Raw genomic sequence first — 15,486 nt, forward strand, 5'->3', positions numbered from 1 at the left:
TGTTCCCCTCACCAAACACTCACACCTGGGCTAGATTCGAGCACCGTCGATAACAGTAATGATCGGCGGAGTCACGCCCCGTACAACCCAGGAGCAGCGCATGCGCGACTTCGCCGTCGCTCCACCCCCCACCTCCACCCTGACCGGCGGCCTCGCCGACAGCATCTTCGAGACCGCGGTCGTCAATCCCACCCTTCCGCTGATCGCACGTCGGCCCGACCCCTCCTCCCCGGTGTGGGAGGACGTGACGGCCGTCGAGCTGCGGGACGAAGTCGTCGATCTGGCCAAGGGGTTGATCGCCTGCGGGATCTCACCGGGCAGCCGGGTCGCGATCATGGCCCGTACGCGTTACGAGTGGACGGTGCTCAGCCACGCCCTGTGGGCGGTCGGCGCCGAGGTCGTGCCGGTGCATCCGACGTCCTCGCGGGAGCAGGTCGAGTGGATACTGCGGGACGCCAACTGTGTGGCCGTGGTCGTGGAGGACGAGCAGGGCATCATGACCGTCGGCACGGTGTGTGCCGCGCTGCCGCTGCTGCGGCACGTCTGGCAGCTGGACTCCGGGGCGCTGGCCCAGATCGTCGAGCGGGGCACGTACATCCCGCAGACCACGGTGGACTCGCTGCGCCGGATCGTGATGCCGGACTCGACCGCGGTCATCGCCTACACGTCGGGCACCTCGGGCCGCCCCATGGGCTGCGCGCTGAGCCACCGCAGCCTGGCCAACCCCTGCGACACGCTGCTCGCGGGCTGGTCGCACACGGCGGCGCCGCCGGGGGAACAGCCGGCCGTGCTGGCCTTCCTGCCCTTCTCCCATGTGTACGGGCTGATGGTCCAGGGGCTGTGCATGCGCGGCGGCTGGCTGATGGCCCACGAGCCGGAGATGACGGAGGCGGCGCTGGTGTCGGCGCTGCGCTCGTTCCGGCCCACCTACCTGTACGCCGTGCCGTCGATCTTCGAGAAGATCTACAAGACATTTCTCCGTACGGCCCAACAGACCGGCCGGGGCGCCGTGTTCGAGCGGGCCGCGTCGACCGCGCGGGAGTTCGCCACGGCCGAGGAGCGGCACAGACTCGGCCGGGGTTCGGGCCCCAGCTTCGACCTGCGGCTCCAACACGCCCTGTTCGAGCGGACGGTGTACCGCAAGCTGCGCGCGGGGCTGGGCGGCCGGGTGGTCGGCGCGACGTCGGGCGGTTCGCCCCTGAGCCGTGAACTGTCCCTGTTCTTCTCGGGTATCGGCATCCTCGTGCACGACGGCTACGGCCTCACGGAGACCGCAGGCGGGATCACGATGCAGCCGCTGGGCCGGGAGAAGATCGGCACCGTGGGGCAGGCGCTGCCGGGTACGGAGATCCGGGTCGCGGAGGACGGCGAGATCCTGGTGCACGGCCCGTCGGTGTTCCAGGGTTACATCAACGACGAGCGGGCGACCCGGGCCGCGCTGCACGCGGGCTGGCTGGCCACCGGGGACATCGGGCGGCTGGACACCGAGGGGTATCTGACGATCACCGGCCGCAAGAAGGACATCATCATCACCAGCAGCGGCAAGAGCGTCGCGCCGGCCGCGCTGGAGAACCGGCTGCGGATGCATCCCCTGATCCATCAGGCGGTGGTCGTCGGCGACGACCGTCCCTGTGTGGGGGCGCTGCTCACGCTGGACCCGGAGTTCGTGGCGCACTGGCGGGCCGGTCTTGCGCTGCAGAGCGACGCGCGGGGCCGGGAGGCGCGGGAGGAGAACGCGCTGCGGGAGGAGATCACGCGGGCCGTCGCGGCCGCCAACAGCCCTGTGGGGCGCGCGGAGTCGATCCGGGTGTTCCGGGTGCTCCCGCAGCCGTTCGACGTCAAGGGCGGGCTGCTGACGCCGTCGATGAAGCTGCGCAGGGACGCGATCGTGCGGCACTACGCGTTCGAGCTCGACGCGATGTACCAGGCACGCGCGCGTGTCCCCCAGCAGTCGGCGGAGGAGCAGCTGGCGGGCTGGGACGACGCGGACAACGTGTTCGGGTGACGTCACGTCACCGGCCGGGGGTCACTCCGGGCGGTGGGCGACGACCGCGAACATCGTCACGGACATGTGCAGCGCGCCCTGCTCGGCGGCCTCGGTGAGGTCGGCGTAGGCGCGGTCGCGCTGGGCCTCGGTCAGTGCGCCGCGGCGCACCGCGGACTCGCCCAGCATGCGGATCAGCGGCCAGGCCACCGACCGGTGGTCCTGGAGCAGCGCCTGCGAGCCGCGGTCGTCGACGACGAGTCCGGCGGCGCTGAGCTGGCCGACGAGCCGGCGTCCCGAGTAGGGGTTGGCCGCGCCGGTGAGGGCGCCGGCGGTGAACGCGGCCGTGACCTCGGGGTCGCCCGGGTGCAGGATCGTGGTCGCCCAGTCGGTGTCGAGCAGCGCCACGCGCCCGCCGGGGCGCAGGACGCGGGCCATCTCGGCGACCGCCTTGTCCGGTTCCGCGAGGTGCTGGAGCACCCGTTCGCACCAGACGACGTCCACGGAGGCGTCGGGCACGGGCAGGGAGAGCGCGTCGCCGTCGGTGAAGCGGGCCGGGCTGCCGGCCGACGCGGCCCGTTCCTCGGCGACGGCGCGCAGGCCGGGGTTGGGTTCGACGCCGAGCGCGGACCCGTTCGAGCCGACGGCAGCGGCCAGTTCACGGGTGGTCGAGCCGGTACCGGCCCCGATGTCGAGGGCACGTTCGCCACTGCCCGGGGCGAGCGCCTCGTGCGCCCACGCGCGCAGTCGTCGTACGCCGGGATTGGCTTCCTGGATGTCGAGCGCGGCCACCAGCCGGGTCACGTTGCCGGCGTCGATGTTCTGGGTGCGGAAGCCTGACCCCGGCTCGGGCTGAGTGTGCGACATGGCGTGCACTCTACGGTCCGGAGCGATCGTCGTCGGGTCGGTCAAAGGTCATTCAGGTACGCCATTTGTTCACACGTCCGCGGCGTACGGAGGGCGTCGGCGGGGCATGCTGGTGCCCACGCGTTCGTCTGCCTGCCGCGCTCAGCTGGCGGAACGGCTCCCGGCACGGTGGGATCGATGTGGTGCGAGGCAGCGATCCAGGGCAGGCGTACGGCGTCGAGGCAGACCGCCTGGAGCCGCAGAAGGGATGAACACCGTGACACGACCGAGGATCCTGGTGGTTGGCGCAGGCTTCGCAGGAGTGGAGTGCGTTCGCCGCCTGGAGAGGAAACTGACCCCGGAGGAGGCCGACGTCACGCTGGTGACGCCGTTCTCCTACCAGCTCTATCTGCCCCTGCTGCCCCAGGTCGCCTCCGGCGTCCTGACCCCGCAGTCGATCGCCGTCTCGCTGCGCCGCAGCAAGAAGTACCGCACCCGGATCATCCCGGGCGGCGCGATCGGTGTGGACATCAAGGCCAAGGTCTGTGTGATCCGCACGATCAACGACGAGATCGTGAACGAGCCCTACGACTACATCGTGCTCTCCCCCGGCAGCATCACCCGCACCTTCGACATCCCCGGGCTGACCGACAACGCCTTCGGGATGAAGACCCTCGCGGAGGCCGCGTACATCCGCGACCACGTCATCACGCAGCTGGACCTCGCGGACGCGAGCGACGACCCGGCGGAGAAGGCGTCGCGGCTCCAGTTCGTGGTGGTGGGCGGCGGTTACGCCGGCACCGAGACGGCCGCCTGTCTGCAGAAGCTGACGCACGCCGCGGTCAAGCGCTACCCGCGGATCGACCCGGGTCTGATCAAGTGGCACCTCATCGACATCGCGCCGAAGCTGATGCCCGAACTGGGCGACAAGCTCGGCAAGAGCGCGCAGGAGATCCTGACCCGGCGCGGTATCGACATCTCCCTGGGCGTCTCGATCGCGAAGGCGGGGCCGGAGGAGGTCACCTTCACCGACGGCCGGGTGGTGCCGACCCGCACGCTGATCTGGACGGCCGGTGTGGTCGCCAGCCCGCTGATCGCCACGCTGGGCGCGGAGACGGTGCGGGGGCGGCTCGCGGTCACCGCCGACATGAACCTGCCCGGCCACGACGGGGTCTTCGCGCTCGGTGACGCCGGCGCGGTGCCGGACGAGGCCAAGGGCGGGGACGGCGCGATCTGCCCGCCGACCGCGCAGCACGCCATGCGGCAGGGCAAGGTGGTCGCCGACAACGTGATCGCGACCCTGCGCAACCAGCCGCTGAAGCCGTACGTCCACAAGGACCTCGGGCTCGTCGTGGACCTCGGCGGCACGGACGCGGTGTCCAAGCCGCTGGGCATCGAACTGCGCGGTTTTCCCGCCCAGGTCGTGGCCCGCGGCTACCACTGGTCGGCGCTGCGCACCAACGTCGCCAAGGTCCGCGTCGCGACGAACTGGACGCTGAACGCGCTGGCCGGCGACGACTTCGTGCGCACCGGCTTCCAGGCCCGCAAACCGGCCACGCTGAAGGACTTCGAGTACACCGACTCGTATCTGTCGCCGGAGCAGGTGCGGGACCGCATCGAAGGGACCGGGACCCAGGAGCCGTAGCATCGGTGTCACGGATCTTGGCGTGAACCTGGGGAGAGTACGGCGGCGTGAGGGCAGCGGGACGGGCGGCGTGGGCACGAGTGAGGGATCGGGTCGCGGCGTCCGATCCCGGACTGCTGCGGCTGACGGCCGGGCTGCGGACGGTGTCCGCGATCGCGCTCACGCTGGCCGTGCTCTCCCTGCTGGGTGCCTCGGTGCCGCATCTGGTGGCCGGGGCGATGTCGGCGATGGTCTCCACGTTCGCCATCCGCGAGAAGCAGCGTGGCCGGCAGGCGGTGACGCTCGCGCTGGGTCTGCCGGTCGCCCTGGCCTCCGTGTCGCTGAGCGCGCTGCTCAACTCGCGGGTGGTCGCCGGTGACGTCTTCTTCGTCCTGCTGATCTTCGGTGCCGTCTACAGCCGCCGGTTCGGCGACCGCGGCACGGCGCTCGGCCTGATCGGCTTCCAGATCTACTTCCTGTCCCTGTTCGTCGGCGTGACGCTCTCCGCGCTGCCCCGGCTGTACGGCGTGCTGGGCGTCGCCTTCGTGTGCAGCGCGCTGGTGCGGTTCGCGCTCGTGCCGGAGACGCCCACGGGGATGCTGGACCGGCTGCGGCGGGCGTTCCGGGCGCGGTTCGCCCAACTCGTCACCGCGCAGCTCGCGTTGCTCGACGCCGGTCCCGACGACATGGAGAAGGCCCTCGACGACGTACGGGAGGGCACCGCACGGCTGCACGAGACGGCACTGCTGATCCAGGGCCGACTGGAGGACGGGACCTCCGACGAAACGGTGGCGCGGCTCGTGCAACGCCGTATCGCGGACGCCGAGGTCGCGGCCGAGCGGCTGGGGCTTCTGCTGCTGACCGTGCGCAGCGCCGAGCGCGGCCACACGCTGACCCTGCATCTGCCGGGCGCACCCGTACCCGCCGGTGACCTGCTGCCCGAGCGGGACGAGGCGACGGACACGCTGCGCCGCGATCTGGAGGCACTGCGGCTGCTCGTGCTGCGGCCCTCGGGCTCGGACTCGGGCACCGCGCTGGCCCATGTGCGCAACCGGCTGCTCGGCTATCGCGAGGAGGAGAACCTGCCGCCCGCCTCGGACGCCGTCCAAGACGTGTTCCGGGGCATCGGTGAGGCCGGGCGTGCGGTGCTGGGGCTGCGGATCGCCGTCGACGGGCCGCAGGACGAGTCGGAGGACACGCCCGCGACGACCCGCTCGCGCGAGGAGCTGGACGCCGAGGACGTCGCCATCGCGGGCAGCGAGGAGACCGAGCGGGAGGACGCGGAGCGCACCGGGCTGCGGCGCCCGACGACACGGGCCGCCGTGCAGGTGGCCGTCGGGTCCTCGCTGGCCATCATCGGCGGCGAGTTCCTGTCCAGTCAGCGCTGGTACTGGGCGGTGCTGACCTGCTGGATCGTGTTCATCAACACCTCGTCCACCGGCGAGATCCTCGTCAAGGGCTACCGGCGGCTGCTGGGCACGGTCCTGGGTGTCGTGGCCGGTATCGGACTCGCGGGCCTGGTCGGGCACCACACCTGGACGGCGTTCGCGCTGGTGCTGCTGTTCATCTTCGCGATGTTCTACACGGCACCGCTGTCGTACACCCTGATGTCCTTCTTCGTCACCGCGATGCTGGGCCTGCTCTACACGCTGCTGCACACCTACAGCGCGTCCGTGCTGGTGCTGCGGATCGAGGAGACGGCGCTCGGCGCGGCCTGCGGAGTGGTCGCCGCGGCGCTCGTGCTGCCGGTGCACACGGACCGCCGTACGAACGAACTCCTCGGTACCGTGCTGGCGCGGCTCACGGACGTGACCGAGGCCGCGGTCGACCAGCTCAGCGGCGGGGCCCCGGCCGAACTGCTCGACAAGGCAAGGGACTTGGACCAGGCGCTGGCCGACCTGAGCGCCTCGACACAGCCGTTGACACACCCGATCACGCCGTTGCGGGCGCGCCGGGACACGGCACGGTACGTCGTCGCGCTCCTGGAGACCTGCGCCTATCACGCGCGGTATCTGGCGGCGACCGCCGAACTGCTGCCCACGCATCCGTCGATAGCGGCGGATCCGCGGCTGCGGGAGGCGGGTCGCCGGATCGTGCGCAACATCGGGGTGATCGGCGCGTACGTCGGCGACGGGGACAGTGTCGGTGAGATCGAGACCGGGCCGAGCATCGCGTCCCTGCTGCGGCCCGGGACGCCGGGGACCCCGCGCTACGGGCGGGTCACCGACCGCGTGCTACGGCATCTGCAACGCCTGGACGAGGCCGTGGTCGGCCTGGCCCGGCCGCTCGGCGTACCGATCGCCGCCCCGGCGCGGTGAACTCCGCGAGCCGGGGTAGGCGAGGGACATGACTGATGTCGTGGACTCGGACGAACTGTTGCGGCGCATCCAGCGGGCCCGGGCCTTCGCCGCCCAGGAGGTACAGACGTGGTCGGTACAGGGCGACGCCGTGAGGGAAGTGGCCTACGAGGCCGTTCTGCGGGTGCTGGACGAGATCGTGGCCCCCGGACGGCATGCCGCGAAGTGAAACCGGTCACGCGACCGGTTCAGCCGGGTACGAAATGCCCGCTGATGGTTTACGGTTCATTCATACGTGGTCACGGAGTCGACCGTACCGTCCTCCGGCGCCACCGCTTAACGGCCCTGGCTGGTCTCCCCCGTCCAGCCAGGGCTTTTTCATGCCCCGATTCGGTCCCCCGAGGTGCCTGGGACGTCGGCAGAGGCTGAAATGGGCGTAGGGAGAATTCCGGAACCGCTGCCGGCGAGGAGCCCCGAGCGATGACCAAAGCGATAAAACTGCTGACCGCCCTGCCCCAGACCCAGCGCGAGCGGCTGATGGAGCTCGCGCAGGAGGTCTCGTTCGCCGAGGACTCCAGGATCTTCGAGGCGGGCGGCACGGCCGACCGCTTCTGGGTGATCCGCTCGGGCGCGGTCTCGCTCGACCAGCGGGTGACACCCCAGCAACGGATCACGGTGGGCACTCTCGGCGCGGGCGACCTGCTCGGCTGGTCGTGGCTGTTCCCGCCATATCAGTGGGACTTCGGCGCGGAGGCGTTCAGTGCCGTGCGGGCCTACGAGTTCGACGCGGCGGCCGTCCTCGCCCTGTGCGTGGAGGATCCGCTGCTCGGGCTCTCCCTGGTGCGGATCGTCGCGGAGATCCTGGCGCACCGGCTGGAGCTGACCCGGGGCAAGCTGATGGAGCACTACTCGCTCCACCGGCCTGTCTGAGCGCGCCCTCAGATGCGGTAGCGGCGCAGCGCCGGGACCGTGGCGGCCAGGGTCAGCATGATGACGATGACCAGGATGCCGCCGCCTGCCACCGCCGTACGCGGGCCGAGGGCCGAGCCCGCCGTGCCGTGCAGGACGTCGGCGAGGCGGGGCCCGCCCGCGACGACGACGGTGAAGACGCCCTGCATACGGCCGCGCATCTCGTCGGTGGCGGCGGACAGCAGGATCGCCCCGCGGAACACCATGGAGACCATGTCGGCGACTCCGGCGGCGGCGAGGAACACCACGCCGATCCACAGGTTGCTGCTCAGTCCGAACCCGGTGATGGCCGCGCCCCAGGCGACGACCGCGCCGATCACCATCCAGCCGTGGCGGCGCGCCCGCGAGAACGTGCCGGAGAACAGTCCGCCGACCACCGCCCCGATGGGGATCGCCGCGAACAGCATGCCGAGGGCGAGGCCCTCGCCGTAGGGCGCGTAGGTCTGGGCGGCGAGCTGGGGGAACAGGGCGCGGGGCATGCCGAAGACCATGGCGATGATGTCGGCGAGGAAGGACAGCAGCAGCACCTTGTGCAGCGAGATGTAGCGGAACCCGGCGACGATCTCCCGCCAGCCCGCGCGCCGAGGTGTCGCGGATTCCAGGGGCGGCAGCGAGGGCAGCCGGACGACCGCCCAGAGCGTGACGCACAGGGCCAGCGCGTCGATGAGATACAGCTCGGGCAGGCCGATGACCGGGATGAGGGCGCCCGCGAGGAGCGGTCCGAGGACCTGCCCTGTCTGCATGACGGTCGAGCCGAGGGCGTTGGCGGCGGGCAGCTGCTCGGCGGGGACGAGGCGGGCGATGGAGGCGTTGCGGGCGGGGGCGTTGAGGCCCCAGAAGGCCTGCTGCATCGCGAGCAGCACCATCAGCGCGGCCACCGATTCGAGCCCGGTGACGGCCTGCACCCAGAACAGCACCGAGGTCACGGCTATGCCGCTGTTGGTGATCAGCAGCAGTTTGCGGCGGTCCATGCTGTCGGCGAGCGAGCCGCCCCACAGCGCGAACACGATGAGCGGCACCAGGCCGGCCATGCTGGCGGCGCCGACCCAGGCCGAGGAGCCGGTGATGTCGTAGATCTGCTTGGGTACGGCGACGGCGGTGAGCTGGCTGCCGACGGCCGTGACGATGGTCGAGGACCACAGGCGGCGGTAGGCGGGGATGCGCAGCGGGCGGGTGTCCATCGCCCAGCGGCGCCAGCCGCGCCGGGGGCCCGTCGCCGGTTCCCGGTCCTTCTCCGAATCGGGTTCCGTGCCGCTGTCGGTGCTCTCGCTGGTGTCCACTGGCTTCCTGGTTGCTCGCTACATCTAATCGACCGGGGTTCACTATCGCAGCACCGGCTGTGGCTGCCGAATCCGCCATCTCACGCCCCGGCGGCGAGCGTTGCGCCGAGACCGATCATCGTCGCGGCCACCAGACCGTCCAGGACCCGCCAGGCCGAGGGCTTGGCCAGGAAGCGGCTCAGCAGTCGGGCGCCGAAGCCGAGTGCGGCGAACCAGCACAGGCTGGCGCAGACGGCGCCGAGTCCGAAGGTCCAGCGCAGCGGGCCGCGGGCGGCGGCGATCGAGCCGAGCAGGAAGACGGTGTCCAGGTAGACGTGCGGGTTGAGCCAGGTCATCGCCAGACAGGTGAGGACGGCCCGGCGGCGTGAGCCGGTCGACTCGCCCTCGGCGTGCAGGGCGGCGGGCCGGAAGACCCGGCGGGCGGCGAGAACGCCATACACGAGCAGGAAGGCGCCGCCGATGAGCCCGACCGCCTTCAGCGCGCCCGGCCAGGCGACCACGACCGCGCCGACCCCGCCGACGCCCAGCGCGATGAGGAGCGCGTCCGAGAGGGCGCAGATGCCGACCACGGCGAGGACCGCGTCGCGGCGGATGCCCTGGCGCAGGACGAAGGCGTTCTGGGCGCCGATGGCGACGATGAGCGAGAGGCCGGTGCCGAATCCCGCGGCGGCGGCGGAGAGTGCGTTGGTCACGACGTCGACGCTAGGGACGCCAGCATCAGGAGTACAGCTAAAGATTCTTACGTAACATTAGTGCTTGTGATGATTTCCGAGCTGCCCCTCGACCAGGTCCGCACGCTGCTCGCCGTGGTGGACGAGGGCACGTTCGACGCGGCGGCCACCGCGCTGCATGTGACGCCCTCGGCGGTCAGCCAGCGCGTGAAGGCCCTGGAGCAGCGCACGGGCCGGGTCCTGTTGCTGCGCACGAAGCCGGTGCGGACGACCGAGTCCGGCGAGGTGGTCGTACGGTTCGCCCGCCAACTGGCCCGCCTGGAACGGGACGCGCGCGCCGAGCTCGGGATGAGCGGCGCAGGCGAGCCGACCCGGGTGTCGGTCGCCGTGAACGCCGACTCCCTGGCCACCTGGTTCCTGGGCGCGCTCACCCGCGTCCCGCGCGCACTCCGGGTCTGCTTCGAACTGCGCCGCGAGGACGAGGACCACACGGCGGCCCTGCTCCGCGAGGGGCTGGTGATGGCGGCGGTGACCTCGTCGCCGGACGCCGTGCCGGGGTGCTCGGTGCGGGCGCTGGGGCGAATGCGCTATCTGCCGGTGGCGAGCCCGGAGTTCAGGGAGACGTATCTGGTCGACGGTCCACTGCGGGACGCGCTCGCCGAGGCACCGGTGATCACCTTCGACCGGCGGGACGACTTCCAGGACTCCTTTGTACGGCGGCTGCGGCGCGGGCAGGGCGGTGCGAGTCCGGTACGGCATCTCGTGCCGACCTCAGAGGGCTTCGTCGAGGCCGTCGCCGCGGGGTTGGGGTGGGGCATGGTGCCGGAGATGCAGGCAGCTCCGCTGTTGAGTGCCGGGCGGCTGGTGAACTTCGCGCCGGAGCGGTCGGTGGACGTACCGCTGTACTGGCAGCAGTGGAAGCTGGACTCGCCGGCGCTCGCGGCCGTGGCGGGGGCGGTCACGGAGACGGCGGCGGAGACGCTGCGAGGTTAGTCAGCCGGAGGGCCGCGCTGTCCAGGAGCATCTCCAGGGCCGTCGGATACGCGCTGTCGACCATGCGGGTGGCCAGGAGTGGGGCCGCCTCGGCGATGCGGGGATGGGTGGTGCGGGGAAGGCGGGCGTAGGTCGAGCGCCACATCGCCTCGTCGGCGCGGAGCGACGCGCTCGGCAGGGCCAGAGAGGCCGCGTCGAGGGCGGCGAAGGCCAGGGTCTGGTCGATGAACGCGTGGTAGATCCGTACGGTGTCCGGGAGTGCGAACCCGGCCGTGCGCAGGACGTCCAACACAGCCTCGTCTGCGGCCAGTTCGTTGGGGCGGCCGGTGACCCGGCTCGCCGTGAGCTGGGCGGCCTGCGGGTGGGCGACGTACGCGGCGTGGATGCGCAGGCCGATCGCGCGCAGGTCGGCCCGCCACTCCCCCGTCGCCTCCCAGCCCCGCAGTGCCTGTCCGACGAGGGCGTCGCCGATGGCCAGGGTCAGGTCGTCCATGCCGTGGAAGTAGCGGTAGAGCGTGCTGGGGTCGGCGTCCAGGGCAAGCCCGAGGCGGCGGGAGGTCAGGCCGGCGCTGCCGTGTTCGCGCAGCATGCGCAGGGCCGTGTCGACGATCAGCTCCTCGGACAGGACGGTGCCGCTCTTGGTGGGACGGCGCCGTCGCCGTTTCTCCTCGGACACCACCGGTTTCGGCATCACGGCCCCCTTGCGCGTCCCTGTGCGTCCTTATGCCAACGCCATTGACCTTATCCGCGCGACCGGCGTTGTATCTCCGGCGGGGCCCGCTGACGTTCGTAGCTCGGCAGTGAAGGAGTTCTTGTCATGCGTGTACTGCTCGTGGGAGCCGGTGGTGTGGGTACCGCGGTCACCCGGATCGCGGCCCGGCGTCCGTTCTTCGACGCGATGGTGGTCGCCGACTACGACCTGTCCCGGGCGGAGGCGGCGGTCGCGGCGCTCGGGGCCGACGGCGTCCGGTTCCGTGCCGAGCGGCTGGACGCGAGTGACGAGGAGGCCGTCGTGGCGGCGCTGCGGACGCACGAGTGCGACGTGCTGCTGAACGCGACCGACCCGCGCTTCGTCCTGCCCCTGTTCCGTGCGGCGCGTGCCGCCGGGGCCAACTACCTCGACATGGCCATGTCGTTGTCCCGGCCGCATCCCGAGCGGCCGTACGAGGAGTGCGGGGTCAAGCTCGGGGACGCGCAGTTCGCGGAGGCGGAGGAGTGGGAGAAGGCGGGTGCGTTGGCGCTCGTCGGGATGGGTGTGGAGCCGGGGCTCTCGGACCTGTTCGCGCGGTACGCGGCCGATGAACTCTTCGACGAGATCGAGGAGATCGGCGTCCGCGACGGGGCGAACCTCACCGTCGACGGCTACGACTTCGCGCCGTCCTTCAGCATCTGGACCACGATCGAGGAGTGCCTGAACCCGCCGGTCGTCTACGAGGCCGACCGCGGCTGGTTCACCACCGAGCCGTTCAGCGAGCCCGAGGTGTTCGACTTCCCCGAGGGCATCGGTCCGGTCGAGTGCGTGAACGTGGAGCACGAGGAGGTGCTGCTGGTCCCGCGCTGGGTCGACGCACGCCGCGTCACCTTCAAGTACGGCCTCGGCGGGGACTTCATAGAGACCCTCAAGACCCTGCACCTGCTGGGCCTGGACCGCACCGAACCGGTCACCGTGCCGAGCGCGTCGGGGCCGACTGCCGTGTCGCCGAGGGATGTTGTCGCCGCCTGTCTCCCCGACCCCGCGACGCTGGGCGACCGCATGCACGGCAAGACGTGCGCGGGCACGTGGGTGCGCGGCACGAAGGACGGGGCGCCGCGCGAGGTGTACCTCTACCACGTGGTCGACAACCAGTGGTCGATGACGGAGTACGGCTCCCAGGCCGTGGTCTGGCAGACCGCCATCAACCCGGTGATCGCCCTGGAGTTGCTGGCCACGGGCGCGTGGACCGGCTCGGGGGTGCTGGGCCCGGAGGCGTTCCCGGCCGGGCCGTTCCTGGACCTGCTGACGGCGTACGGGTCGCCGTGGGGGCTGCGGGAGCAGTGATCCCGCTCAATCACCGGAGGGGGCGGCGGGCAGTTGAGGGGGCGTCAGTCAGCACCGAGCGGACGGGAGTTGGACTGGCACCGATCCCCGGCCGGTGGACGCGAGTCGGTCGGTCACCAAACCCCTTCCAGCGGCCTGGAGTTGGACGGTCGCCAATTTCCCGGCCGGCGGAAGCGGGTTGAGCGGTCGACGATCTCCGTCCGGTGGACGCGGGTCGAGCCGTCACCAACAACCCAGCCCAGCGGACGCGAACGAGAAGCCGCTAATCCCCTTCCGGTGCCGCGGAGTTGGGCAGCCGCAGTGTGAACACGGACCCCGCGCCGGGTTCGCTCGCCGCCTCGACGGTGCCGCTGTGGGCGGCGGCCAGGTCCCGGACGATGGACAGGCCCAGGCCGCTGCCCCCGGTGCGGCGGCTGCGGGACTGGTCGGCGCGCCAGAAGCGTTCGAAGACGTGCGTAAGGTCCTCGGGCGCGATGCCGATACCGGTGTCGGCGACGGTCAGGACGATGTCGTCGCCGTCGCGCCACGCGGTCAGGGTGACGGTGCCGTCGGCCGGTGTGTGGCGCAGCGCGTTGGACACCAGGTTGCCGAGGACCTGGCGCATACGGACAGGATCCGCCTCCAGCCAGAGGGAGTTGTCCGCCTTGCCGGTCAGCGCGACCCCGGCCGTGTCGGCGGTGACCCGGTGCGCGGCGACGACCTGGTCGACGAGGTCCTCGACGTGCACGGGTTCGCGGTGCAGGCGCAGGGTGCCGGCGTCGGCCGCCGCGAGGTCCTGGAGGTCGTCGATGACCCGCTGGAGGACCATCGCCTCCTCGTGCAGGGAGCCGAGCAGGGCCGGGTCGGGTTCGACGAAGCCGTCCCGGGTGACCTCCAGCCAGCCGCGGATGTTGGTGAGGGGGCTGCGCAGTTCATGGGCGATGTCGCTGACCATGGCCTTGCGTTGGGCCTCCATGCGTTCCCGGCGTTCGGTGAGGTCGTTGAACGCCTCGGCCAGGATGCCGGTCTCGTCCCGGGTCCGCACCGGCACGCGGACGTGCAACTCCGGTGGCTGCTGGGCCGCTTCGGTCAGCGCGCGCAGGGGTCGTACGAGTCTCGTGGCGACGACCGCCGTCACGAGGACCGTGAGCGCCAGGACGGCCGCCGCCGCGCCGACGACCTTGGCCTTGTTCGCCGGGGAGACGTCGAAGCGGGGTGCGGTGGTGTCCCCGCCGCCGAGGAAGAGTTCGGCCACCGGCGCTACGTAGGGGTCGAGTTGGGCGCGGCGGGCGTTGTCGGTGCAGGTCTCGGCCTTTCGTATGGCGGCCGCGTCGCCCAGCTTGGTGTACGCGCCCGTGACGTAGCGGGAGCCGAGGCTCTTGTCGAAGACGTCGACACCGAAGTACGGAACCTTGAAGCTCACGCCTCCCTGCAGCAGGCAGGGCTGGGCGCGCACGATCAGGTTGTTCAACGCCTTGCTCTCGGTGGCGGTCGGGGTGTTGAGCTTCCCGTCGGCGCACGGCGTGGGCACAGAATCATTGGCATTGTTGCCGTCCGCGTCGGTGAGGACGGGACGGCCGCTCGGCGTCATCGTGATGGTCGTGTCGATGCCGCTCTGTTTGAAGCACGCCTGACGGTCCTTCGCCAGCCCCGCCAGCCGGACCCGCTCCTTCGCGGTCACCCGGTACGGTCCGACGACCCGGGGGTCGAGACCGCTGAGCTGTGCGCCCGGTTCCGTGTACGTGTCGGTGTGCAGCGGGTCGACGTTCGCGGCGGCGCGGGGCGGCAGTGAGGTGCCGTGCGGTGCGGAGTCGGCGATGAGGGCGCGGTCGGAGGTCGTGAGGGCGATGCGGCGGCCCATCTTCTTCGACAGCGCGCGGACGGTGGGCGCGACGCCCTTCCAGTCGGGGTGTGTCGCGGCGTATCCGCTGAGCTGCGCGAGGATGCGCATGTCGTCGGCGAGGTCCTGGCCCTGTTCCTCCCGGATGGCCCGGGTGGTGGTCTGCACCGCCAGCCAGGCCGTCGCCCCGACCGAGCAGAGCGCGATCAGCACGGTGGCGACGAGCAGCCGGACCAACAGCCGCTTGCGCAGCGGTATCCGGGGCCTCACGTCCGACCGCCGCGCAGCTTGTAGCCGACGCCGAACACGGTCAGCAGCCGGACCGGGCGGCGCGGGTCTACCTCTATCTTCTTGCGGAGGTTCATGATGTGGACGTCGACGGCCCGTTCCGTGGACGCCCGGTCCAGGCCCCGGGTGTACTGGAGCAACTGCCGCCGGGAGAAGACCCGTTCGGGTTCGGCGGTCATGGCGAGGAGGATCTCGAACTCGGCCGGTGTGCAGTCCACCGGCGCCCCGTCGCAGCGCACCTCGTGCCGTACCGCGTCGACGGACAGCCCTGCCGCCCGTAGGACGGTGTCCTCCTGGCGGTCCTCGGTGGTCCGGCCGCTGCGCCGCAGGACCGTGCGGATGCGGGCCATCAGCTCGCGCGGGCTGTAGGGCTTGGTCATGTAGTCGTCGGCGCCGAGTTCCAGGCCGAGCAGGACGTCGTCCTCGGTGGAGCGGGCGGTCAGCATCAGGACGGGGATGTCGTCCTCACCGCGCAGCGCCCGGCACACGCCGAAGCCGTCGACCACGGGCAGCATGAGGTCGAGCACCACGAGGTCGGGTCTCAGTTTCCGGGCCGCCGCGATGGCGGCGGCTCCGTCGTGGACCACGGTCGCGGTGTGGCCTTCCGTCAGCAGGGAGCGTCGTATCAGCTCGGCCTGCATCTCGTCGTCCTCGGCGACCAGCACATGTGCGCACAC

13 protein-coding genes are annotated in these 15,486 nt (G+C 71.2%); 7 read left to right on the forward strand and 6 right to left on the reverse strand.

All coding sequences use genetic code 11. From position 1 onward, the window contains the following. Positions 1-100: 100 nt before the first annotated feature. Entirely contained in the window at positions 101-2,005 is a 1,905-nt protein-coding gene (locus tag AB0I69_RS24335; protein ID WP_363097765.1) for an AMP-dependent synthetase/ligase, read from the forward strand. A 21-nt stretch (positions 2,006-2,026) separates the two neighbouring features. Here AB0I69_RS24335 and AB0I69_RS24340 read toward each other — a convergent pair whose 3' ends face one another. Next, positions 2,027-2,851 (reverse strand): methyltransferase domain-containing protein, encoded by an 825-nt coding sequence (locus tag AB0I69_RS24340; protein WP_363097766.1) that lies wholly within the window; start codon positions 2,849-2,851, stop codon positions 2,027-2,029. A 247-nt stretch (positions 2,852-3,098) separates the two neighbouring features. Between AB0I69_RS24340 and AB0I69_RS24345 the strand changes: the two genes are divergently transcribed. The 4 genes from AB0I69_RS24345 to AB0I69_RS24360 all read left to right on the forward strand — a co-directional run bounded on the left by AB0I69_RS24345 (position 3,099) and on the right by AB0I69_RS24360 (position 7,681). Further along, positions 3,099-4,475, forward strand: a complete 1,377-nt coding sequence (locus tag AB0I69_RS24345) for an NAD(P)/FAD-dependent oxidoreductase (RefSeq protein ID WP_363097767.1) — start codon at positions 3,099-3,101, stop codon at positions 4,473-4,475. A 47-nt stretch (positions 4,476-4,522) separates the two neighbouring features. After that, positions 4,523-6,772 (forward strand): FUSC family protein, encoded by a 2,250-nt coding sequence (locus AB0I69_RS24350; protein WP_363097768.1) that lies wholly within the window; start codon positions 4,523-4,525, stop codon positions 6,770-6,772. Between the two features lie 28 nt (positions 6,773-6,800). Then, positions 6,801-6,980, forward strand: a complete 180-nt coding sequence (locus AB0I69_RS24355; protein WP_363097769.1) for a hypothetical protein — start codon at positions 6,801-6,803, stop codon at positions 6,978-6,980. Between the two features lie 251 nt (positions 6,981-7,231). Further along, entirely contained in the window at positions 7,232-7,681 is a 450-nt protein-coding gene (locus tag AB0I69_RS24360) for a cyclic nucleotide-binding domain-containing protein (RefSeq protein WP_363097770.1), read from the forward strand. Between the two features lie 8 nt (positions 7,682-7,689). Here the strand turns inward: AB0I69_RS24360 and AB0I69_RS24365 are convergent, their stop codons facing one another. Continuing rightward, positions 7,690-9,000, reverse strand: a complete 1,311-nt coding sequence (locus AB0I69_RS24365) for an MFS transporter (protein WP_363097771.1) — start codon at positions 8,998-9,000, stop codon at positions 7,690-7,692. Positions 9,001-9,080: 80 nt separating this feature from the next. Beyond that, a complete protein-coding gene (locus tag AB0I69_RS24370) occupies positions 9,081-9,692 on the reverse strand; it encodes a LysE/ArgO family amino acid transporter (RefSeq protein ID WP_363097772.1) in 612 nt (203 codons plus the stop codon). Between the two features lie 69 nt (positions 9,693-9,761). On the opposite strand from AB0I69_RS24370, the gene AB0I69_RS24375 reads away from it, so the two are divergent. Beyond that, positions 9,762-10,664 (forward strand): LysR family transcriptional regulator ArgP, encoded by a 903-nt coding sequence (locus tag AB0I69_RS24375; protein ID WP_363097921.1) that lies wholly within the window; start codon positions 9,762-9,764, stop codon positions 10,662-10,664. Here the strand turns inward: AB0I69_RS24375 and AB0I69_RS24380 are convergent. Next, complete coding sequence (locus AB0I69_RS24380) at positions 10,630-11,355, reverse strand: TetR/AcrR family transcriptional regulator (RefSeq protein WP_363097773.1); 726 nt, start codon at positions 11,353-11,355, stop codon at positions 10,630-10,632. The two genes, AB0I69_RS24375 and AB0I69_RS24380, sit on opposite strands and share 35 nt — an antisense overlap. A gap of 126 nt (positions 11,356-11,481) precedes the next feature. On the opposite strand from AB0I69_RS24380, the gene AB0I69_RS24385 reads away from it, so the two are divergent. Next, entirely contained in the window at positions 11,482-12,702 is a 1,221-nt protein-coding gene (locus tag AB0I69_RS24385) for a saccharopine dehydrogenase C-terminal domain-containing protein (protein ID WP_363097774.1), read from the forward strand. Positions 12,703-12,964: 262 nt separating this feature from the next. On the opposite strand, the gene AB0I69_RS24390 is transcribed toward AB0I69_RS24385, so the two are convergent. Both AB0I69_RS24390 and AB0I69_RS24395 read right to left on the reverse strand, forming a co-directional pair. Next, on the reverse strand, positions 12,965-14,791 hold the full coding sequence (locus AB0I69_RS24390) for a HAMP domain-containing sensor histidine kinase (protein WP_363097775.1): 1,827 nt from the start codon (positions 14,789-14,791) through the stop codon (positions 12,965-12,967). Further along, complete coding sequence (locus AB0I69_RS24395) at positions 14,788-15,486, reverse strand: response regulator transcription factor (RefSeq protein WP_363097776.1); 699 nt, start codon at positions 15,484-15,486, stop codon at positions 14,788-14,790. Before AB0I69_RS24395 ends, AB0I69_RS24390 begins: the two co-directional genes overlap by 4 nt.

The organism is Streptomyces sp. NPDC050508 (assembly GCF_040655155.1).
Lineage (GTDB): Bacteria > Actinomycetota > Actinomycetes > Streptomycetales > Streptomycetaceae > Streptomyces.